At 57.0% G+C, this 20,967-nt stretch carries 16 protein-coding genes; 11 read left to right on the top strand and 5 right to left on the bottom strand.

Going from position 1 to position 20,967, the window contains the following annotated elements; translation table 11 throughout:
- Nucleotides 1-20: 20 nt before the first annotated feature.
- The 5 genes from FEM41_RS12680 (at nucleotide 21) to FEM41_RS12700 (ending at nucleotide 7,432) form a co-directional block, all read left to right on the top strand.
- A complete protein-coding gene (locus FEM41_RS12680; RefSeq protein ID WP_138096317.1) occupies nucleotides 21-647 on the top strand; it encodes a response regulator transcription factor in 627 nt (208 codons plus the stop codon).
- The gene (locus tag FEM41_RS24890) at nucleotides 644-4,102 is read left to right on the top strand and encodes an ATP-binding protein (protein WP_138096318.1); all 3,459 of its coding nucleotides are present in this window, start codon (nucleotides 644-646) and stop codon (nucleotides 4,100-4,102) included. Before FEM41_RS12680 ends, FEM41_RS24890 begins: the two co-directional genes overlap by 4 nt.
- Before the next feature lie 90 nt (nucleotides 4,103-4,192).
- Nucleotides 4,193-4,621, top strand: coding sequence for a DUF1090 domain-containing protein (locus FEM41_RS12690; RefSeq protein ID WP_241666493.1), 429 nt, complete (start codon nucleotides 4,193-4,195; stop codon nucleotides 4,619-4,621).
- A 55-nt stretch (nucleotides 4,622-4,676) separates the two neighbouring features.
- A complete protein-coding gene (locus FEM41_RS12695) occupies nucleotides 4,677-6,830 on the top strand; it encodes a fimbria/pilus outer membrane usher protein (RefSeq protein WP_241666494.1) in 2,154 nt (717 codons plus the stop codon).
- 245 nt (nucleotides 6,831-7,075) lie between these two features.
- Nucleotides 7,076-7,432 carry a TehB family protein gene (locus FEM41_RS12700; RefSeq protein ID WP_138096319.1) on the top strand — a complete coding sequence of 119 codons (357 nt, stop codon included), beginning with the start codon at nucleotides 7,076-7,078 and terminating at the stop codon, nucleotides 7,430-7,432.
- A gap of 76 nt (nucleotides 7,433-7,508) precedes the next feature.
- Here FEM41_RS12700 and fdnI read toward each other — a convergent pair whose 3' ends face one another.
- From fdnI to fdnG, 3 genes are read right to left on the bottom strand one after another with little or no spacing between them, the layout of a single operon-like run.
- Entirely contained in the window at nucleotides 7,509-8,162 is a 654-nt protein-coding gene (gene fdnI, locus FEM41_RS12705) for a formate dehydrogenase-N subunit gamma (protein ID WP_138096320.1), read from the bottom strand.
- The gene (fdxH, locus tag FEM41_RS12710; RefSeq protein WP_138096321.1) at nucleotides 8,155-9,042 is read right to left on the bottom strand and encodes a formate dehydrogenase subunit beta; all 888 of its coding nucleotides are present in this window, start codon (nucleotides 9,040-9,042) and stop codon (nucleotides 8,155-8,157) included. The genes fdnI and fdxH overlap by 8 nt, the downstream gene beginning before the upstream one ends.
- Before the next feature lie 12 nt (nucleotides 9,043-9,054).
- Nucleotides 9,055-12,102, bottom strand: a complete 3,048-nt coding sequence (gene fdnG, locus FEM41_RS12715; protein ID WP_138096322.1) for a formate dehydrogenase-N subunit alpha — start codon at nucleotides 12,100-12,102, stop codon at nucleotides 9,055-9,057.
- An 824-nt stretch (nucleotides 12,103-12,926) separates the two neighbouring features.
- Between fdnG and FEM41_RS12720 the strand changes: the two genes are divergently transcribed.
- From FEM41_RS12720 to FEM41_RS24895, 5 genes are all read left to right on the top strand, one after another.
- A complete protein-coding gene (locus tag FEM41_RS12720; protein ID WP_168198796.1) occupies nucleotides 12,927-13,382 on the top strand; it encodes a helix-turn-helix domain-containing protein in 456 nt (151 codons plus the stop codon).
- 295 nt (nucleotides 13,383-13,677) lie between these two features.
- Nucleotides 13,678-15,333 carry an L-lactate permease gene (lldP, locus tag FEM41_RS12725; protein WP_138096324.1) on the top strand — a complete coding sequence of 552 codons (1,656 nt, stop codon included), beginning with the start codon at nucleotides 13,678-13,680 and terminating at the stop codon, nucleotides 15,331-15,333.
- Complete coding sequence (lldR, locus tag FEM41_RS12730) at nucleotides 15,330-16,118, top strand: transcriptional regulator LldR (RefSeq protein ID WP_138096325.1); 789 nt, start codon at nucleotides 15,330-15,332, stop codon at nucleotides 16,116-16,118. The genes lldP and lldR overlap by 4 nt, the downstream gene beginning before the upstream one ends.
- Nucleotides 16,115-17,272 carry an FMN-dependent L-lactate dehydrogenase LldD gene (lldD, locus tag FEM41_RS12735; protein ID WP_138096326.1) on the top strand — a complete coding sequence of 386 codons (1,158 nt, stop codon included), beginning with the start codon at nucleotides 16,115-16,117 and terminating at the stop codon, nucleotides 17,270-17,272. Before lldR ends, lldD begins: the two co-directional genes overlap by 4 nt.
- Nucleotides 17,273-17,629: 357 nt before the next feature.
- Entirely contained in the window at nucleotides 17,630-17,749 is a 120-nt protein-coding gene (locus FEM41_RS24895; RefSeq protein ID WP_241666637.1) for a YnfU family zinc-binding protein, read from the top strand.
- A gap of 160 nt (nucleotides 17,750-17,909) precedes the next feature.
- Here FEM41_RS24895 and FEM41_RS12740 read toward each other — a convergent pair whose 3' ends face one another.
- Both FEM41_RS12740 and FEM41_RS12745 read right to left on the bottom strand, forming a co-directional pair.
- On the bottom strand, nucleotides 17,910-19,010 hold the full coding sequence (locus FEM41_RS12740) for an NADH:flavin oxidoreductase/NADH oxidase (RefSeq protein WP_138096327.1): 1,101 nt from the start codon (nucleotides 19,008-19,010) through the stop codon (nucleotides 17,910-17,912).
- 8 nt (nucleotides 19,011-19,018) lie between these two features.
- Nucleotides 19,019-19,984, bottom strand: coding sequence for a zinc-binding dehydrogenase (locus tag FEM41_RS12745; RefSeq protein ID WP_138096328.1), 966 nt, complete (start codon nucleotides 19,982-19,984; stop codon nucleotides 19,019-19,021).
- A gap of 97 nt (nucleotides 19,985-20,081) precedes the next feature.
- On the opposite strand from FEM41_RS12745, the gene FEM41_RS12750 reads away from it, so the two are divergent.
- Nucleotides 20,082-20,966 (top strand): LysR family transcriptional regulator, encoded by an 885-nt coding sequence (locus FEM41_RS12750; RefSeq protein ID WP_138096329.1) that lies wholly within the window; start codon nucleotides 20,082-20,084, stop codon nucleotides 20,964-20,966.
- The last annotated feature ends 1 nt before the right edge of the window (nucleotide 20,967 follow it).

Below are 20,967 nucleotides of genomic sequence, written 5' to 3' on the forward strand. Positions count from 1 at the left end.
CAGGGAAGTGAGAAAACAAGATGATTTCAGTATTACTTGCTGACGATCATCCGGCGATCTGTTTTGCGCTAAAAGTGCTACTGGAAAAAGGTGGCGAATATGCTGTTACGGACTCGTCGGGTGAAAATCTTATTGCGCAGCTACACCGAAGTACGCCTCAATTGCTGATTCTCGATCTGGATCTGAACAATGCTAATGGTCTGGATCTGCTGCCGCGAATTAAGCAGCATTTTCCATTAATGAAAATTCTGATATTTACCAATCAGTCGGCCCAGATTTATGCCACCCGTACCTTGCAGGCGGGAGCTGACGGTTTTATAAATAAAAGTCTGCCTCTGGATTCGGTAGAGTCGGTATGTCGCCTGATTATGGCTGGGTATTACTGTTTCCCTGGTGTTGTCTATAACGACCTGGCGACGCCGAAAGCGCACGCCTGTGATGCGCAACAGCTGTTGGCGCGCTTTTCCGATCGGGAAATTGCCGTACTTAACTATCTGAAACAGGGGAAAACGAACAAAGAGATCGCCGACAGTCTGGCGTTGAGTAATAAAACCATCAGTACCTATAAGGCGCGGATGCTCAAGAAAAGTGGCGTTGAGGATCTGACGCAGCTCTTTGAGATGCTGGAAAGCAAGGACGATACGTGAGGGCGTTACTTCTGCTGCTGATGGCGTTGCTGGTGCTGCCGGTGCAGGCGGCGGAGCAGGCAAAATCGCTGCAACTACTGGCCCGTAGCCAGGATACCGTTATCGATCCTGGCCTCACGGCCTCTGAATGGCGTTGGGTGCGCGAACATCGGCGGATTCGGCTTGCCGTCTGGCAACCGATGTCGCCACCTTACGATATCACCACGGGCCTGAATGATTATGGCGGTATCAACGCTGACTTTCTTGGGCTGGTGGCGGCCAGCCTGGGGATCGAGATTCAGGTTATCCGCTACCCGGACTACGCCGATGCGCTGGCGGCGCTGCGTGAGGGGAATGCCGAATTTCTTGCCCAGGCTGGTGATAATCAACGGCGGGATGGGTTATTGCTTAGTTCGCCTTACAGCCCTAACTCACCGGTAGAGGTGGTTAACGTTGATAGTGAGCGTGGCGATGAGGTTCGCAGCGTGGCGATCTCGCCGGTTTACGATCGGACGCAGATTATGGCGCGCTACCCCGGTGCTCGGGAAGTTAGCTTTTCATCAGCCCGCCATGCCATGGAATCGCTGGCGTTCCGCAAAATCGACCTGTTCTTCTGTGACGCCATTACCGCACGTTATCTGATGAGTCAGTCCAGTCTCAGCAACCTGAATCTGCGGCCTGTCACTCTGACTCCGCCGTCCGCTGGTTTCTCCTTTGCGGCGCTGCCGTCCCGGCGCCTCTGGATTGTGATTTTGAATAAGGTTATCGCCGCATTGCCGGAAAGCGCGAGTGTGGAGATTCACCGACGCTGGAATGGCGGAATACCGCTGTCATTGAGCGAGCATCAGCCGGTATTTACTTCGCTGGAACATAAGTGGATCGCTGAAAATCGCCATATTCGGGTCGCCGTGGCTCAGGATAATGCACCGCTGGCGCTGTTCGATGATGCCGGCCATCTGCGCGGCATTATCGCCGATATTCTTACCGCGCTTGAGTTGCGTACCGGCTTCACCTTCGAGGTACAGCGTTTCCCTTCACTGAAAGAGGCGCTGGAATCGGCAAAAGCGGGGCGCAGTGAACTGGTGGCAGGCGCTGCTCAGGAAGGGATCTGGCGGGCCGGACTGCTGACCACCCGTTCCTGGCTCTATAACTCCTGGGTGATGGTGGGGCGGGCCAACCATGACTCCGGCTCGGCCAGACGGGTGGTGGGGCTGCATGGCGAGATGCCCCAGACATGGCTACAGCGCCAGGATACCAGTCAGGTTGAGCAGGTAGAAAGCTGGCGTGAAGGGCTTTTGCGGGTGGCAAAGGGTGACAGTGATGTCATGGTGATGCCGCTGATTGTCGCCAATGCGCAACTTACCCGGCGCGAGTTCGCCGGACTCAAGATTCTGGCCGGTATTGATACCGAGCCCCTGCGCTTTGCCTTCGGCGCTCCCCGTCAGGCCTGGCCGCTTATCGCCATTCTGAATAAGGCGTTAATTAACATTCCCCCAGAAGACCTGCATGCGCTGACCCGCAGCGGCTATGCCGGTAACAGTTTTTCGTCGGAGCCGGTACGGGAAGGTCGCAGTCTCTGGATTATCGCGTCAGTGGTGGGGGTTTTATTGCTGGCGGGGGGAGTGTTCTGGCTTCGATACCGGCGTCGCAAAGAACTGACGGCGCTGCTGGAGGCGTTACCGGTTCCCGCTTATCTGTGCGATCGGAGCGATCGGCTACAGATCGGTAATCAGGCGCTGCGCGACGCGCTTGGCGTCAGCGCTGCGGGGTTGCGCGGTACTTTGCTTGCGGACTGGTTCGCTGGATTTGAACTTTCGCAGCGTGTGATACGCCAGATTGTCCCACACCACAATCGGCTACTGCGTTTGTGGCAGGCGCCGGTACCGGGACAGACATACCGCATTGGCGGTTGGGTGGATGTGACTCGCGAGCGGCGGACTCTCCAGGCGTTGCGTAGAGCAAAACGGCGTGCCGACAGCGCCAGTCAGGTGAAGAGCGCGTTTCTGGCGACCATGAGTCATGAAATCAGAACGCCGATCGGTGCCATTATCGGCATGCTGGAACTGGTGATGCAGCGTCGTGATGACGTGCAGGCGAACCAGCAGTCGATTCGTATCGCCTGGGATGCGGCCCAGTCTCTGCTGCTGCTTATCGGCAATATTCTTGATGTATCGCGTATTGAATCCGGCCGTCTGGTGCTGTGCCCGGCCCGGGCATCGTTGCGTACGCTTATCGCTTCGTCGGCGGCGCTACTGGAAGGGCTGGCGCGGCACAAAGGACTGCGGCTGGAGCTGGAGATTGACGCCGGGTTGAATGTCGATGTGCTGGTCGATGCCACGCGCCTGCGGCAGATCATTGTCAATCTGGTGGGGAATGCGATTAAGTTCACCGATAGTGGCCATGTCAGGCTACGGGCCTGGCCTGAGCAGGAAGATCGCGACAGCCTGATGTTACGGCTGGAGGTGGAAGATAGCGGGGCGGGTATCGATGACGCCACGCTTCAGCGCTTGTTTCGGCCTTTTGAGCAGGGCCAGGATAATCGTATGGCCCAGGGCAGCGGTCTGGGTCTCTATATCTGTCGTACCCTCGCCCGGATGATGGGGGGCGATGTCGGTCTGGAGAGCCGACCGGGCGAGGGAACCCGTGCCAGGGTAAGCGTGACGCTTCCTACGCTTGCGGCATTGCCGGAGCCGGAACATCAGAAAATCGCCGAGTCCCACCGACGACCGGCGCTGACGCTGCTGATTGTCGATGACAATCCCGCCGGGCGAATGCTGCTGGGCGAACAGCTGACCTGGCTTGGACACCGGACTTTCCGCTGTGCCAGCGGCGAAGAGGCCATAGCGACGCTTCAGCACGAACGGGTCGATGCGGTGATTAGCGACTGCAACATGCCGGGTATGGATGGTTATACGCTGGCGCGCGGGCTGCGCCAGCGTTATCCGGAACTGCCGATATTCGGCGTGACCGCCGATGCGCGTGAGGCGGTTCGGGAAGCGGCGCGCAGCGCCGGAATGACCGACTGTCTGTTTAAGCCGGTGACCCTGAATATACTGGAAGAGCTACTGGCGCCGCTGTCGTCCGGAGCTCGGGCGGCAGATGCGGCGCCCATGATTGAGATTGATACCCGCACGCTACCGGCGGCGCTGCTGGAAGGCGAGAATCTTTCGGTTTTTCTGGCACTGCAAATTTCGGTGCTGGACGAAACCCTGACGGCGCTTGAACGCTGGCATACGCAGAGACAGACGCCGGTGCGGGAAGTGCTGCATCGCCTGCGCGGCGGTATTCAACTGCTGGGCGTCCACGAGCTGGAGGCGTTATGTCGCCAGCAGGAGCAGTCGGCTGATGAGGAGGGAATCCGGCGCCTGGAGGCGCTGATTCTGGCCCTGAAAGAGGTGCTACAGCACTGGCAAGAAACAGGACTACAGCCGGTGAAGCCAGTCCTACAGGGAGATGAGGAACGGAGAACGTCGTAACTACCTGCGTGGTCACGATATTCTTTTTAACGACAGGAGATAACTGGTCATCAGGTGACCAGACTCTTCATCATCAATCATGGAGATAATATGATGAAAAAATTCGTAACCGTTCTGGCTGTTGTTGCTTCCCTGGGTGCTATGGCTTCTGCACAGGCGGCAGAGAGCTGCGCAGCGAAAGAAGCCGCACTGCAAAAAGAAATCCGTATCGCGCAGCAGTATGGCAACGCCTATAAAGTTGCTGGTCTGAAGCAGGCACTGGCGGAAGTCAAAGCGCACTGCACCAACGCCAGCGTTCTGGCTGATGCACAGAAGAAAGTCACTAAGCTTGAGAAGAAACTGGCTGAAAAACGTGGCGATATCGCGGAAGTTCAGGCTGATCTGAATGAAGCCAAAGCTAAAGGCAGGGCTGACAAGATCGCGAAATATCAGCGCAAGCTGGCGGAAAAACAGGCCGATCTGAGTGAAATTCAGCAGGAGCTGAACCAGGCTCGCGCTGAACTGGCTGCGCTGAAATAAGTTTCTGCCGGGCGCAATTCCCGATACGCAAAGAAACACGGCGGAGAAGGCTCTGATGTCTTCTCCGCTGTTTCTCGTCGCGCCAGCCCTGCCTATGACCCTCCGACTTTTCCTGACGTTGACCTTTGTGTTGCTGGCGCTATCTGTGTCTGCCAGCGAGCGTACATGGATCATTCTCAACAACGACTACAAAGGGGGAATATTCCTCAATTTTCATGACCAGCAACCCTGTCTGACGCGTCCGCTGATGGAGGAGTGGGGGGTCATTACGCCGTTGCTTAACCGGCTGGCGTGGGACGATCGCGGTTGCCTGACAGCGCAATCGGCGCAGGAATATCATCTGCAATACTGGTATCGGCCCGATGCCAGTCTGCTGACGCTACTGTTTCCCGAACCGGCGATTAATGCACAGCAGAACGGGGTCAGCACCAGCCGCTGGGACGATGGTATCACGGCGCTGTTCATGAACTACCGCCTTGATGTCGATAACCAGCGGGCCCGCTACAGCTGGGATACGCCGGGCACCGATGCGACGCTGAAGCTGGATAACGGCCTGAACGTTGGCCCGTGGCGCCTGCGCTACAGCAACGTTTTGTGGCGGGAGCGGGACGGACAGCACGGTTCATACAGCGATTCCGTCGCGCTGTGGCGCAGTATTACGCCGTTGCGGTCTCGCCTGACCTTTGGCGATGGCAATACCTCAGCTAATCTGTTCGACTCCTTTACCTTTCGCGGTATCAGCCTTGCCAGCGATCAGGCGATGTTTCCGGATAGCTGGCGCCCCTGGACGCCATGGATTAACGGTTATGCCCGCACTGAAGCGGAAGTTACCATCCACCAGAACGGCCAGCGGGTGTACCGTATCCACGTGCCGCCCGGCCCCTTTACCATTCGCGATTTCTACCCGCCGGACACCCAGGGCAATCTGGAACTGACCATTCAGGAAAGCGACGGTACGGAGCGTACGCGTCTGTTGCCCTATTCAATCATGCCTAACCTGGTGCAGCATGGAAGGTTCAGCTACGAACTGGCGGCGGGGCGCTATAAGCCTTATCACGGCATTGAGTCAGAGACCGATCGCTTCTGGCAAAGTACGCTTTCGTGGGGTGTGGCACCGGGGTTGACGCTGTTTGGGGGGGTGCAACAGGGAGAGCGTTACTTCAGCCCGGTGGCGGGTGTGGGAAGCAATTTGGGAGACTGGGGGGCGCTGTCGGCGGATGTCAGCCACGCGCGCTATACCCAGGCGCGTCAGACCCTGAGCGGTTCGGTCTGGCGCCTGCGCTACGCGAAAGCGTTTTTAAGCACCCAGACCAGCCTTAACGCCCAGCTGCAGTGGTATCCCGACGGTAGCCAGTACCGCACCTTCGAAGAAAAAATCAGCCGCGCCGGGATGCTGGAATACGGATTCGATGATGACACTACCCGCAGGGCGATGCAGGGGAAGCTGGAGATTAATCAGAACATCGGCGAAGACTCCAGCGTGAGCCTTTCCTGGAACTGGGCCAAAGGGCGTAATGGGATGGGGAGCCGCCAGAGTCTGGATTTTAGCCTTGATTATGACTGGCGGGATCTGGATGTCAGTCTGTATGGCGGTTACCAGCGTTACCCGGGAATGCGGGGAGAGAGCACCCTTGGCATCAATATCAGTGTTCCGCTGAGCCTGGGAGAACGCACCGCGAACGTGGGGTATGTCTCTGAACTGGCCAGCCACGGCGGCGACAGCCACGGCGTGAATGTTTACGGTTCGGCGCTGGATGACTACAGCCTGCGCTATGACCTGACGGCGAAGCACGAAGTGCATGGCAATGATGCGCTGGAGGCATCGCTGGGATGGCAATACAACGCTGGCGAACTGAACGCCAGCCTGACGCGTAGCGGCAGCCAGCGGGATCTGCACGCCGACGTTAGCGGCAGCGTGGTACTGTTCGACGGCGGTATCGCACTGGGGCAAACCCTGGGCGACACTTCGGCACTGGTTGAGGTGCCGAAAGTCGCGGGCGTTGGATTCTATAATCAGTTTGGTTCCACCACTAATGGCGACGGCAGAATGCTGGTCAGCTATATGACCCCCTGGCGCGTTAATCGGGTTACGGTGGATACCTTTAGCCAGCCGGAGGACAGGCAGTTCCCGGTGAGCGAACGGGAAGCGGTGCCCACCGATGGCGCTATTATCTATCTGCGATTTCCTGCTCCAACGCAGAGCCGCTAAACTCAGTTATCGCTGATTTCTGGATGTCGGCGGCTCTGGCCAACGGCGGACTTTGATTTCCGGCGCTGTTATTTAGTCATTTTGACTTTTCTTGTTGTCAAAATGACTTCATTGAGTAGTGTCATTTTAACCTGCTCATGACAGGTGATGATTTATAAATAGTTATAAACCAATTAGTTATAAATATGGCACGGCGGTTGCTATACCTTATATCACAACAGACATGATTAAGACGAGGTACGACTATGGCTTCCCGTATTCCTGAAAACTTTCGCCACACCCGCTCCACGCCGTTCTGGACTAAAGAGACGGTTCCCCAGGCGCTGCTGACGCATCACAATACCAAAAAAGGCGTTTACGGGCGGCTGTCGGTGATGAGCGGCGCCGTGAAGTATTACGGTTTTAAGGATGAGCAGGCCCGCGAGCCGGAGATGAGCGTGGTGATTAACGCCGGGCAGTTTGGCATCAGCCCGCCGCAGTACTGGCACCGCATTGAGCTGCTGACTGAGGATACGGTGTTTAATATCGATTTCTTTGCCGATCCTGAAGAGACCCTGGAAGGGGAGGGGTTCCGACAGGTGGTGCATACGCCGAAGAAATAAGGCTGGTCCGGGAGATAAAAAAGCCGGTGAGTTTCCCCACCGGCTTTTTAGCGTCAGGCTAAAACTGCGTGCGTTATCAGGCGCCGCGCTGCTCTTCCTGCTTTTCTTTCGCTTCCACTTCACTGTACCAGCGAGGATGGTGCTTACGCGCCCAGCGGCGGCTGACCTTGCCTTCAATCATCCCCTTAATTGACCCTTTCACCCAGAAGGCCATATACATATGGATCAGGATGGCGTGGATCAGAATGATGGCCGAGGTGGCGTGGATCAGCAGCGACCAGCGTACTAATTTAATCGGGAACATCGGTGCGAAGTAAGGGCGCCAGATAATGACCCCGGTCACCAGCAGTACGAAAATCATGCTCATGATGCTCCAGAACATCATCTTCTGACCGGCGTTGTACTTACCGACCTTCGCCACTTTATGCTCGTTACCCTTCAGTACTTCGATGATGCCTTTGATCCACGGCCAGTCGTGACGGTCCGGGATATTGTGCTTCACGAAGCGCACGAACATAAACATCAGCGCCACGAAGATCAGCACCCCAAAGAACGGGTGCAGAATGCGCCCCATCTTCGGCGTTCCGAAGGTTTCGGTCAGCCACTGCAGCGTGGGGAAAAACAGCGCAATACCGGACAGCGAGACCAGGAAGAAGCAGATCACTACCGTCCAGTGGCAGGCCCGGTCAATAAATTTAGTCCGGACGATCATTTTGCTCTTCTTACTCATGGCTATCCTCCTCTTCGTCGTCGTCCACTTCCTTGTTCGGTCCGATGCCCACGTAGTGGAAGATCAGACCGGCGAAGGTTGCGATAAACCCGGCGGCGGAAAGCGGCTTGAGGATCCCCTTCCACAGGTTGATCGGCGTGTCGATCTGCGGATTTTCCGGCAGGCCGTGGTACAGCGTCGGCTGGTCGGCGTGGTGCAATACATACATCACATGGGTGCCGCCCACGCCTTCCGGGTTATAGACCCCGGCGTTGGCGTAGCCGCGTTGCTTAAGCTTCGCCACCCGCTGTTCGCCTATTTCCAGCATGGCTTTTTTAGTGCCAAAGTGGATGGCGCCAGTCGGGCAGGTTTTCACGCAGGCTGGCTCCTGGCCGACAGTGACGCGATCGACGCACAGGGTGCACTTGTAGACCCGGTTATCCTGCGGGTTAAGACGCGGGATATTGAACGGGCAACCGGCGATGCAGTAACCGCAACCGATGCAGTTTTCCGACTGGAAATCGACGATGCCGTTGGCGTACTGGATGATGGCGCCGGGGGACGGACAGGATTTCAGACAGCCCGGATCCTCACAGTGCATGCAGCCATCCTTACGGATAAGCCACTCCAGCTTGCCATTCTGCTCGGTTTCGCTAAAGCGCATCAGCGTCCATGTTTTGGCGCTGAGGTCGGCGGGGTTATCGTAAACCCCGACGCAGTGGCCCACTTCATCGCGAATATCGTTCCATTCGGAGCAGGCCACCTGGCACGCTTTACAGCCGATGCAGGTGGAAACGTCGATAAGCTTCGCCACTTCGTCTTTGTGGTCGCGAGCCCGCGGCGGCGGCGTCAGGTCGTTGGTCGCCGAACTTCTAATAATGTCCTGAGATTGCATTGACATAGGTTCGCTCCCTTACGCCTTCTCGATGTTAACCAGAAACGCCTTGTACTCCGGCGTCTGCGAGTTGGCATCGCCTACTGACGGCGTCAGCGTGTTGGCCAGATAGCCCTTACGGGTGGCGCCCTCAAAGCCCCAGTGCAGCGGAATCCCTACGGTTTCCACCTGCTGACCGTTGACATCCAGGGTACGCAGACGGCGGGTGACCACCGCTTTGGCCCGGATGAAGCCGCGCTTGCTGCTGACCTTCACGGTATCGCCGTTGGCAATGCCTTTCGCCTTCGCCAGCCCTTCGCTAATTTCCACAAACTGTTCCGGCTGAGCGATGGCGTTAAGCCGCGCGTGTTTGGTCCAGGTATGGAAATGCTCGGTCAGACGATAGGTGGTGCCCACATACGGGAACGCCTTGCGTTCGCCCAGACGTGCGGCATCGGCCTTGTACAGACGCGCCACCGGGTTCGAGATAACGGCAGGGTGTAGCGGGTTGGTGCCCAGCGGCGTTTCGAACGGCTCGTAGTGCTCGGGGAACGGACCTTCAGCCAGCTTGTTGAGCGCGAACAGACGGCCCAGACCTTCCTGCTGCATAATGAACGGCCCGACGTTCTGAGACGGCGCGGCGGTGTTGTAATCCGGTACATCGTTGCCGACCCACTTGCTACCGTTCCATTCAATCAGCACGCGTTTCGGATCCCAGGCCTTGCCTGCCGGATCGGCCGAGGCGCGGTTATACAGCACGCGGCGGTTGAGCGGCCATGCCCAGGCCCAGTCGAGGGTGTTGCCCAGACCGGACGGATCGGCGTTATCGCGCTTCGCCATCTGGTTACCGTTGCGGGTCCAGCTACCGGTCCAGATCCAACAGCCGGAAGCGGTGGTACCGTCGTCGCGTAGCTGAGCGAAGGAGTCCAGCAGCTCGCCTTTTTTCACCAGCAGCTTGCCGTCGGCGTCATAGAGATCGGCAAGGGCGTAGCCGTTGTTCTCTTTGGCGACCTCTTCCGATTCCGGTCCGTCCGGCAGCTTGTAGTCCCATGTCATATTGAGCACGGGCTCGCTGGCGACGCCGCCCTGTTCGCGGTACAGGGTACGCAGACGATGATAGATACCGGCCAGAATTTCGCCGTCGTTACGGGCTTCACCCGGGGCATCGGCGCCTTTCCAGTGCCACTGTAGCCAGCGTCCGGAGTTGACGATAGAGCCATCTTCTTCGGCAAAGCAGGTTGAGGGCAGGCGGAATACTTCAGTCTGAATCTGCGACGAGTCCACATCGTTGGATTCGCCGTGGTTCTGCCAGAAGTTAGACGTTTCGGTCACCAGCGGATCGATAACGATCATGTACTTCAGCTTGCTGAGGGAGGCGACTACCTTGTTCTTATCCGGGAACGAAGCCACCGGGTTAAAGCCCTGGCAGATATAGCCATTGACTTCGCCCCTGTCCATACGGTCGAAGTAGTTCAGGACGTCATAGGCCTGGTCCCACTTCGGTAGCCAGTCGTAGCCCCACTGGTTTTGCGCGGTGGCAGCATCGCCCCAGAAGGTCTTCATCAGGCTGACGAAGAATTTCGGGTAGTTGCCCCAGTAGTTTACCTGACCCGGCAGCGTCGCTTTCGGGGTGTTGGCGGTCAGATAGCTTTCCAGATCGTGTTGATCTTCTTTCGGCAGTGTCAGATAGCCCGACAGGCTGGTGGAAAGCAGACCCAGATCGGTCAGGCCCTGGATGTTGGAGTGACCGCGCAGTGCGTTAACGCCGCCGCCCGCCATCCCCATGTTGCCCAACAGCAGCTGGATCATCGCCATGGTACGAATATTCTGGGAGCCGACGGAGTGCTGCGTCCAGCCCAGCGCGTAGAGGAAGGTGGTGGTGCGATCGACGGCGCTGGTGGAGGCCAGCACTTCGCATACCTTCTGGAAGTCTGCCTGCGGCGTACCGCAGATGTTTTCCACTACCTCCGGCGTATAGCGGGAAACGTGCTGTTTCAGCAGGTTCCAGACGCAGCGCGGGTGGCTCAGGGTGTCATCACGTTTGGCAAAGCCGCTTTCGTCGAGCTGATAGTTCCAACTGCTCTTATCATACTGACGTTTGTTCTCATCGTAGCCGCTGAACAGGCCGTCTTCGAAGCTGAAGTCATCCCGCACCAGCAGAGGCGCGTTGGTGTAGTGCTTCACGTATTCCGCATTGATCTTATTGTGAGCGATCAGGTAGTGGAGTACGCCCGACAGGAAGGTGATATCGGTTCCTGAACGGATCGGCGCATAAATATCCGCTACCGATGCGGTACGGGTAAAGCGGGGGTCTACCACGATAAGCGTGGCATCGTTGTTATTTTTCGCTTCCATGGCCCAGCGGAAGCCCACGGGGTGCGCTTCTGCGGCATTACCGCCCATGACTACGACGACGTTGGCGTTTTTGATATCAACCCAGTGGTTGGTCATGGCACCGCGACCAAATGTTGGAGCAAGACTTGCTACCGTTGGTCCGTGTCAGACACGCGCCTGGTTATCTACCGCCAGCATCCCGAGGGAGCGAACGAATTTTTGGGTGAGCATACCGGTTTCGTTACTGGCTGCCGAAGCGCACAGCATACCGGTGGTGAGCCAGCGGTTGACCGTGGTGCCTTGTTTGTTCTGGCTGATAAAGTTGGCGTCACGGTCGGCCTTCATCAGCTTAGCGATACGCTCGAAGGCGTCCTCCCAACTGATGCGCTGCCATTTATCGGAGCCTGGTGCCCTGTATTCGGGATAGCGCAGGCGACTTTCACTGTGGATATAGTCCAGCAGGCCAGCCCCTTTCGGGCACAGCGCGCCGCGGTTTACCGGGTGATCCGGATCCCCTTCAATATGAAAAATTGACGATTTGGCGTTTTTTGCGCCATCTCCCAGGCTATACATTAATAAACCACAGCCTACGGAACAGTAGGTACAGGTATTACGGGTCTCTTTGGCGCGCAGCAGTTTATAACTGCGAGCTTCCGCCAGCGCCGTGGTGGGCGCAAATCCGAGGGCCGCTACCGTTGTTCCTGCCATTCCGCCGGCGCAGATTTTAAAAAAACTTCTGCGGCTGACGTCCAATTGATACCTCTTTTATATTTCTGGCATGACAAAGCGATGCGAAAATAGCAATCGACGGAGGGGGCACCTTGCGCGAAATCAAACGACAGAGAAATAACCGGGAAAATACCCCCAATTGATTAGATAACGACCAGTCAAATACTCCCAATGACGTAATGTTTTATCGGTGTTGAGGGGAAAATTTTTATAGAAAAAAGTCTGATAAATAATGGCCTGAATGATGCGGCTTATCTCTGGTCTGGCTCAGGTTAAGTACCTGTCAGAGGGGATTCTGCTGTCGCAGCCATTTTTAATGGGATATAAAGTAATGGGCAGGCGAATAAATGCAAATTATCTTCCCCGGTCATAATTTTATTGCCGCTAAAGGTTTTATTATAAAATAAATGGTTGCCTGATAATTGAGAGTAGTTTCATTTAACTTTCAGGGAAATTCCTACAGAATAATTGCCATATTATCGACGTATTCACAATGGTTGCGAGCGTTGGACTGAAGCCGGTAACCGCCAGTCTTAAGGGATCTTCCCGCGAGGGTCTTTGAGCGCTAAACGCGATTTAATGCCCGGGATTATCGTTTAGTGCGTCTCCTTCTGCCTTTTAGCACTGAATTGCTTTATCATCAGGGTAACAATTATGTAACCAGGCGGCTTTAGCCACGTTAGTCGCAATGCCCCAAGCCCGGCCTGCGCTTTGTGAGGTGAATTGGACTCATCTCATTGGTCAGTATTTACTTATCTTGAAAGGGAGAGCAGATGATGCGCAAAGCACTTTATCTTATTACGCGTGACGGTTACCTGAGTTACGGACTTAGAAAATCTTTTTCTGAAATGAAAACTGGCTCATTTCACCTGGAAACTCTTCAACCGCAGGATTATCATCTGATTAATTCCGCAAGTCATGAATATGATGTCCTGTACATTATGGCGGATGAGGAAGTACTTAGGTGTATTAATTTCCACTATCCGCAACTGAGTTTTGTGCTGGTGCCCTCTACCTGCCGACCCGAAGAGCTGCTCAGAATGATGAAGCACAGCGGCGATAGCCAGAGCCATATCGAGCGCAGCTACCGCTACCATAAACGTCACTATGATACGCTGTTCACCCGGCGTGAAGAGGAAGTCCTGGCGCTGATGCGCAGAGGGATGACCCCCTGTGAAATCGCCCAGACCATCAAGCGTTCAGTAAAAACCGTTAGCCACTATAAGCGGTTGATTATGGAGAAGACCGGCTGTAAATCCGATGTTCATCTCCTGCGCCTGCTCCACAACCAGATGGCGGGATAACCCCGACACCGCCGCATTCCGCTCATCCTGACGAACCTGGATCCCGTGGCCAGGTTTCCCTTTTTCTAAAGTGGCCCAACCAATTGTGGCCGAATCCTGATGACTTGTCGCATAACCCAAAAAATCAATACAAAATCGTTGTTTTGAGTTAACAATGCATTAACTATCTGTTGCCAGAAAGATTACAGTTCACCGTTGGTCCAACCAATTGTGAGGCAAATAACAGGCGCGCCTGGAAACAGGATGTACCGCCGCTAAAGGACTGAAAGAAGAACTCACCTTCTGGAGAACACACATGCAAGTCTGGCAACAAGACTACGATCCCCTCGGTAATATCTGGCTTTCGAGCCTGGTTGCCGTTATCCCCATCGTCTTTTTCTTCTTTGCGTTGATAAAACTCAAGATGAAAGGGTATATCGCGGGCACCGTCACCGTAATCCTGGCGCTGCTGGTGGCGCTGTTTCTGTATCGCATGCCGGTAGCCTACGCCTTTGCTTCAGCGATTTATGGCTTCCTGTACGGGCTGTGGCCTATCGCCTGGATCATTATTGCAGCGGTTTTTGTCTACAAGATCTCGGTTAAAACCGGGCAGTTCGACATTATTCGTAGCTCGATCCTCTCGATTACGCCCGATCAGCGCCTGCAGATGTTGATTGTCGGCTTTTCGTTCGGCGCCTTCCTGGAAGGGGCGGCAGGTTTTGGCGCGCCGGTCGCGATTACCGCCGCACTGCTGGTGGGACTGGGCTTTAAGCCGCTCTACGCGGCGGGGCTGTGCCTGATTGTCAACACCGCGCCGGTGGCCTTTGGCGCCATGGGGATCCCGATTATCGTCGCCGGTCAGGTGACGGGGCTGGACAGCTTCCAGGTGGGGCAGATGGTCGGCCGTCAGCTACCCTTTATGACCATGATTGTGCTGTTCTGGATCATGGCGATTATGGACGGCTGGCGCGGCGTGAAGGAGACCTGGCCAGCCGTGCTGGTGGCAGGGGGCTCTTTCGCCATCGCCCAGTATCTGAGTTCTAACTTCATCGGCCCTGAGCTGCCGGATATTATCTCGTCACTGGCGTCATTGGTCTGTCTGACGCTGTTCCTGCGTCGCTGGCAGCCGAAGCGCATCTTCCGCTTTAATGATGTCGGCGCGTCGATGACTGACCAGACTCTGGCGCGCGGCAATTATACGCTACGCCAGGTGGTGCGGGCATGGTCGCCGTTCCTGTTTCTGACTGCGACGGTGACGCTATGGAGTATCCCGCCTTTTAAGGCGTTGTTTAGCGCCGGTGGCCCGCTGGCGGGGTGGGTGGCCAGCATCTCCGTGCCCTGGCTCGATAACCTGGTCGCTCGCATGCCGCCAGTGGTATCGGAAAGCACTCCCTATGCGGCAATCTTCAAATTTGACTGGTTCTCGGCGACCGGTAGCGCCATCCTGGTGGCGGCGTTGCTCTCCATTGCCTGGCTGCGTATGAAGCCGAAAGTTGCGCTGGAAACCTTCGGCGATACCCTGAAGGAGCTGGCGCTGCCCATCTACTCCATCGGGATGGTGCTGGCCTTTGCTTTTATTTCGAACTATTCGGGGCTCTCTTCGACGCTGGCGCTGGCGCTTTCCCATACCGGCAGCGCCTTTACCTTCTTCTCACCATTCCTGGGCTGGCTGGGGGTGTTTCTGACCGGGTCCGATACCTCGTCGAACGCGCTGTTCGCCTCCCTGCAGGCCACAGCCACGCAGCAGATTGGCGTATCGGATCTGCTGCTGGTGGCGGCGAATACCGCCGGTGGCGTGACCGGGAAGATGATCTCGCCGCAGTCCATTGCTATTGCCTGCGCTGCGGTGGGGCTGGTGGGTAAGGAGTCGGAGCTGTTCCGTTTTACCGTTAAACACAGTCTGATCTTCACCTGTATGGTCGGTGTAATGGTGACGCTTCAGGCTTACTGGCTAACCTGGATGATTCCGTGACAGAAAGCGTAACGCGGCGCCTTGTGGACCTGACGGTCGAACGTATCAGGGCGCTGATTCAAGAACAACAGCTGGAGGCAGGCACGCGCCTGCCCTCCGAACGATTACTGGCCGCAGAACTGGGCGTTTCACGTAATACGGTACGGGAAGCGTTGCGTGAACTGCGCAGTACCAATGTGGTGGTGAGTCGCCGGGGCGGCGGTACCTTTGTGCGCTGGCAGCCGGAACCCTGGTCGGAAAACCATATCGTTCAGCCGCTGCGGGGGTTGATGGCCGGCGATCCTGGCTACCGCTACGATATTCTGGAAGCGCGTCACGCTATTGAGGCCAGTACGGCCTGGCATGCGGCGTTACGCGCCACCGAGGCCGATAAAGAGAAACTGTGCTACTGCTTTGACGCCACCCTTAAGCTTAAGGATAGCGACGATCCGGATCTGGCCGCTCAGGCGGATGTGCGCTTCCATCTGGCGATTGCTGAAGCCTCTCATAACCTGGTATTGCTTCAGACCATGCGCGGCTTCTTTGAGTTGCTGCAATCTTCGGTGATGCAGAGCCGCCAGCGGATGTATACCCGACCGCCTATCTTCGCGCGACTGACCGAACAGCATCAGGCCTTGCTACAGGCGATTCTGGACGGCGATCCCGCCCGGGCCCGGCGCGAGGTTCAGGACCACCTGGCCTTTGTCTACACCACCATTAAAACCCTTGATGAAGAACACGCCCGGCAGGCCCGCGCTACAAGGCTGCCGGATGATGAAGTTAACAGTAAGGACATTCCGTCATGATAATTTCCGCTGCCAGTGATTACCGCGCCGCGGCGCAACGCGTGCTGCCGCCTTTCCTGTACCACTATATGGATGGCGGCGCTTACGCTGAATATACCCTGAAACGTAATGTTGAGGATCTGGCAGGCGTCGCGCTGCGTCAGCGCATTTTGCGCAATATGTCGGATCTTAGCCTTGAAACCCGGCTGTTCGATGAACAACTGTCGATGCCGGTGGCGCTGGCGCCGGTAGGACTGTGCGGGATGTATGCCCGTCGCGGCGAGGTGCAGGCCGCCCGTGCAGCGGCGGCGAAAGGGATCCCCTTTACCCTCTCAACCGTCTCGGTATGCCCCATTGAGGAGGTCGCACCAGCCATTAACCGCCCCATGTGGTTCCAGCTTTATGTGCTGAAAGATCGCGGTTTTATGCGTAATGCGCTGGAACGCGCTAAAGCGGCGGGCTGTTCCACGCTGGTCTTTACCGTCGATATGCCGACCCCGGGGGCCCGCTATCGCGATGCGCACTCCGGCATGAGCGGCCCTAACGCCGCGATGCGCCGTTACTGGCAGGCGGCCACGCACCCGCAGTGGGTCTGGGATGTCGGCCTGAACGGGCGGCCTCATGATTTGGGCAATATTTCCGCCTACCGCGGGCATCCCACCGGGCTGGAGGACTATATCGGCTGGCTGGCGAAAAACTTCGATCCGTCTATTTCATGGCAGGATCTGGAGTGGATCCGCGAATTCTGGGATGGTCCTATGGTGATCAAAGGCATTCTGGATCCGGAAGATGCCAAAGATGCGGTGCGCTTTGGCGCCGATGGTATCGTGGTGTCTAACCACGGCGGCCGTCAGCTCGACGGGGTGCTCTCTTCAGCCCGGGCGCTGCCCGCTATTGCCGATGCGGTGAAGGGCGATCTGACCATTCTGGCCGATAGCGGCATCCGTAATGGACTGGATGTGGTGCGGATGATCGCGCTAGGGGCGGATACCGTACTGTTGGGGCGCGCATTCCTGTATGCGCTGGCGACCCATGGTCAGGCGGGTGTTGAAAACCTGCTGACGCTAATCGATAAAGAGATGCGGGTAGCTATGACCCTGACCGGCGCGAAATCCATTGCGGAAATTACCCGCGACTCGCTGGCCCGGGCGCCGGAACTGAGCGCGATGGAATAATCTCCATTGTCGTACGCGCATCGCATGCCGTCATTCGGTGCGGTGCGCTTTTTTATTTTTGTTCGACGCCAGAGATTAAAAAGCGCGATACCACAAAATATCCTGTCATTACTCCGGCTGTCGCCGTCTGAGATTTATCTGTTTCATACTGAGAGTGGTGCCGCAATGCATTAAACGCACGTTTTGTCTATTACTTTTATTTTTCCCTTTAAAAGCAGCTAAAAGCGTATTTATCGGTTTTTTAAGATGAATTTGCATGGCTTTTAGTGGCGGGATCGCGTAGGCTAGCGGCCTCTCATTACACAGGAAATGCTTATGGCGCATAATCGAAAAAGTAATAACTACTCATCTTTTCTAATGAAAATTACCTGCCCACAATGCAGTAAAGCCTCCGAACATAGCGCGCCGCGCGTCCAGAAAAATAAAAAATTAATCTGTCCGTTTTGTAATGCCCTGTTCAGTAAATCAGAGACCTGATTTTCGTTAATCGAACGCCGTTAAATGTTATTTTCCCGTTCCCTGATGTCGTGGGTGTTTTTTGGCGCCTGCGAAAAGGTGGGGCAATAGCGTTAGGGCGTCTGGTTGACGAAAAAAATGGGACCTGGTAAAGGCCCCATTTTTTATTACCGCACGCGGCTTATTCGCTCAGTCGATAACGTTCCAGCCAGTGCGCATAAGGCGCAGGTAGTACCCAGGTGGGGCGCTCGACTTTAAGCTGCTGCGCCAGGCGCAGGGTGTAATGGGGGTCAGCCAGGAAGGCGCGGCCAATCATCACCAGATCGAGGTCGTGGTTCGCCACGCAGCGATCGGCATTCAGCGCGCTATCAATGCCCCAGGCCGATGCCACTGGCAGATCCGCTTCCTCACGGACTTTGCGTGCGACTGGCGCGAGAAAGGCCGGGCCCCAGGGGATGTTCGCCTCCGGGGTGGAAAAGCCGACGCTGACGCTCAGCAGATCCAGACCGCCCTGGCGCATCTGGCGGGTTAACTGGATGGACTCTGCCAGCGTCTCTTCATCCCGCCCGTCGTACTCTATTACGCCAAAGCGAGCGGTTAGCGGCAGATTTTCCGGCCAGACGCCGCGTACTGCTTCAAGGGTTTCCAGCAGGAAGCGGCTACGCCCCGCCAGTGAACCGCCATATTCGTCGTCGCGCTGATTAGAGTGGGTAGAGAAGAAGCTCTGCGCCAGATAACCGTGGGCGAAGTGCAGCTCCAGCCATTCAAAACCGGCATCCCGGGCGCGTTTCGCAGCGGCGGCGAAGTCGGCGGTGACCTGATGAATCTCCTGTTGGCTCATGGCCTTCGGCACTTTCGGCAGGTTTGCGCCAAAGGCGATGGCGGATGGCGCCAGAGTCTGCCAGCTGCGCGGATCGCTATCCGGGAGATGGTCATCGCCTTCCCAGGGCTTGTTGGCGCTGGCTTTACGCCCGGCGTGGGCGATCTGAATACCCGGAACCGCGCCAGCGGCTTTGATATCACGGGCGATCTGCGCCAGCTTTTCCGCCTGCTCGTCGTTCCAGATCCCCAGACAGGCCGGAGTAATCCGCCCCTCCGGCGAAACCGCGGTGGCTTCGACAATCACCAGGCCTGCGCCGCCGCGGGCCAGGCCTGCATAGTGCACCTGGTGCCAGTCATTGGCCATGCCATCTTCGGCGCTGTACTGACACATGGGGGGGATCGCCACGCGGTTACGCAGGGTGACATCTTTTAGCTTAAAGGGTGTAAAGAGTGCGGACATAGTGTTCCCTATAGGTTGATAACCAGTTTTCCGCTGAAGCTGCGCTGTTTTAGCGCCTCCAGTTGTTCGGGCAGGCTGGCAAAGTCATGAACCAGAATTGATTCGCCGTGCAGTGTGCCATCGGCCAGCGCTTCCAGCAGCCGTTCTCCCTGACGGGTAAGCTGTTGCCAGTCATGGTCGTCGCCGTGGAAATGCAGGGCGCCAAGGGCGACCTCGTGCAGCGAAAGCGCGCGGCCAAACGGCGGGCAGGGCCAGTCGGTGCTGCGATCCTGAATGCTGATCAGATGACCGTTGGCGCGTAGCGCATCGCCCAGCCGCAGGCTGTGCTCGCCGTTAACGGCATCGAAAACCGCGAAGTAACGGTGGCGCAGCGCTTCGGGAAAGGGGGTGTCGTTCACCAGCGGTCCAGGATGCCAGACGCTGGCGCCCAGCCCCTGCAGACGTTCGCGATGGCGCGCATTGCACATGACTTCAATGATAAAACCACGCCGGTGGGCCAGTTGTGTCAACCAGTGCCCTACCGAGCCGCCGGCACCGCTAATCAGTATTCGTTCACCCGGACGCGCCGGAATTTTTTCCAGCGCCTGCCAGGCGGTAAGCCCGGGGCAGGGGAAGGCGGCGGCGCGGATATTATCCAGTCCGGCGGGAATACGCATGGCGGCGCTGGCGGCCAGCGGCGTGTGGCTGGCGAAACTGCCGTGGCGTTTCAGACTCTGGTGATAAGCCACTCGCTGGCCGAGCCAGTGTTCCGATACCCCAGTCCCCACGGCGATAACCACGCCTGCACCATCCACACCGGGGACTTTCCCTCGCTGGCTGTCGAGCACCTTCCAGTCTACCGGATTCAGACCAATGGCGCGGTTATGTACCAGGAGCTCGCCGGGTGCCGGAACCGGCAGCGGCCGGTTCTCCTGAGTCAGCGCCTGCGGCCCTGCTCCGTCGTGCCACCACCAGGCCTGATAGCTATTGTTCATTGTCTCTCCTGTCTCCCGTTCTGTCGCAGCATCATGGTCGCGCTAAACGGGTATAATGAAAATAATGATTTGGTTATATAGATTATAAGAGTTCGTTATGTACAACCCCCACTGGCTACGATCGTTTCAGGCGCTGACCGAAACTGGCAGCTTTACCCGCACCGCCGAACAGCTGGGCATTACCCAGGCGGCGGTCAGCCAGCATATTCGCCATCTGGAAAATCAACTGGGGCCGCTGCTGGTGCGTAAAACTCGCCTGCTGGATCTGACGCCCGCCGGTAAAGCGCTGCTGGAATATTGTCAGGAGCTAGATCGTGCCAGTCGCCGCCTGAACCTGCGGCTGACCGAAGGCGAGTCGGACAAAGGGGAAGTAAGCATTATCACCCCGGGTAGTATTGGTCTGATGATTTTTCCGCATCTGCTGGCGCTACAGAGCGCCAGCCCTGAACTGGTGATGCGCCACCGCTTTGCGCCCGACGGCGAAGTTCTGGAGGCGATAGTACAAAATCGTTATGAGATCGGCGTGATGAGTACGCGCCCGGATGATTCGCGCGTTCAGGCTACCCGTTTTACTGAAGAGCCACTGGAACTGGTGGTGCCTGACGGCCATAAAGGGTATGACTGGGACGGCCTGATGACGCTGGGGTTTATTGACCACCCGGACGGCCAGTCGATGGCGATGCGTCTGTTGAGCCGCCGTTTTCCGGGGCATTCCGGCCTGCATCAGCTACCGGTGAGCGGCTTCAGTAACCAGGTGGGTCTGATTCTTGAGTTTGTGGCCCGGGGGCTGGGCTTTACGGTGATTCCGCGCTATGCGCGCCAGGCGTTCGCCCAGCAGCAGGCTATTCGGGTGCTGGACTGTGGGGTGAGGGTGGTGGATACCCTGTGGTTGATTCAGCGTGCGGAATGGCCGCTCTCAAGACGAGCCCGGCGGGTGGTCGATGAGCTGCATCGGCTGCTGGCAGGCCAACAGCCGATGTAGT

Source organism: Jejubacter calystegiae (assembly GCF_005671395.1).
GTDB lineage: Bacteria > Pseudomonadota > Gammaproteobacteria > Enterobacterales > Enterobacteriaceae > Jejubacter > Jejubacter calystegiae.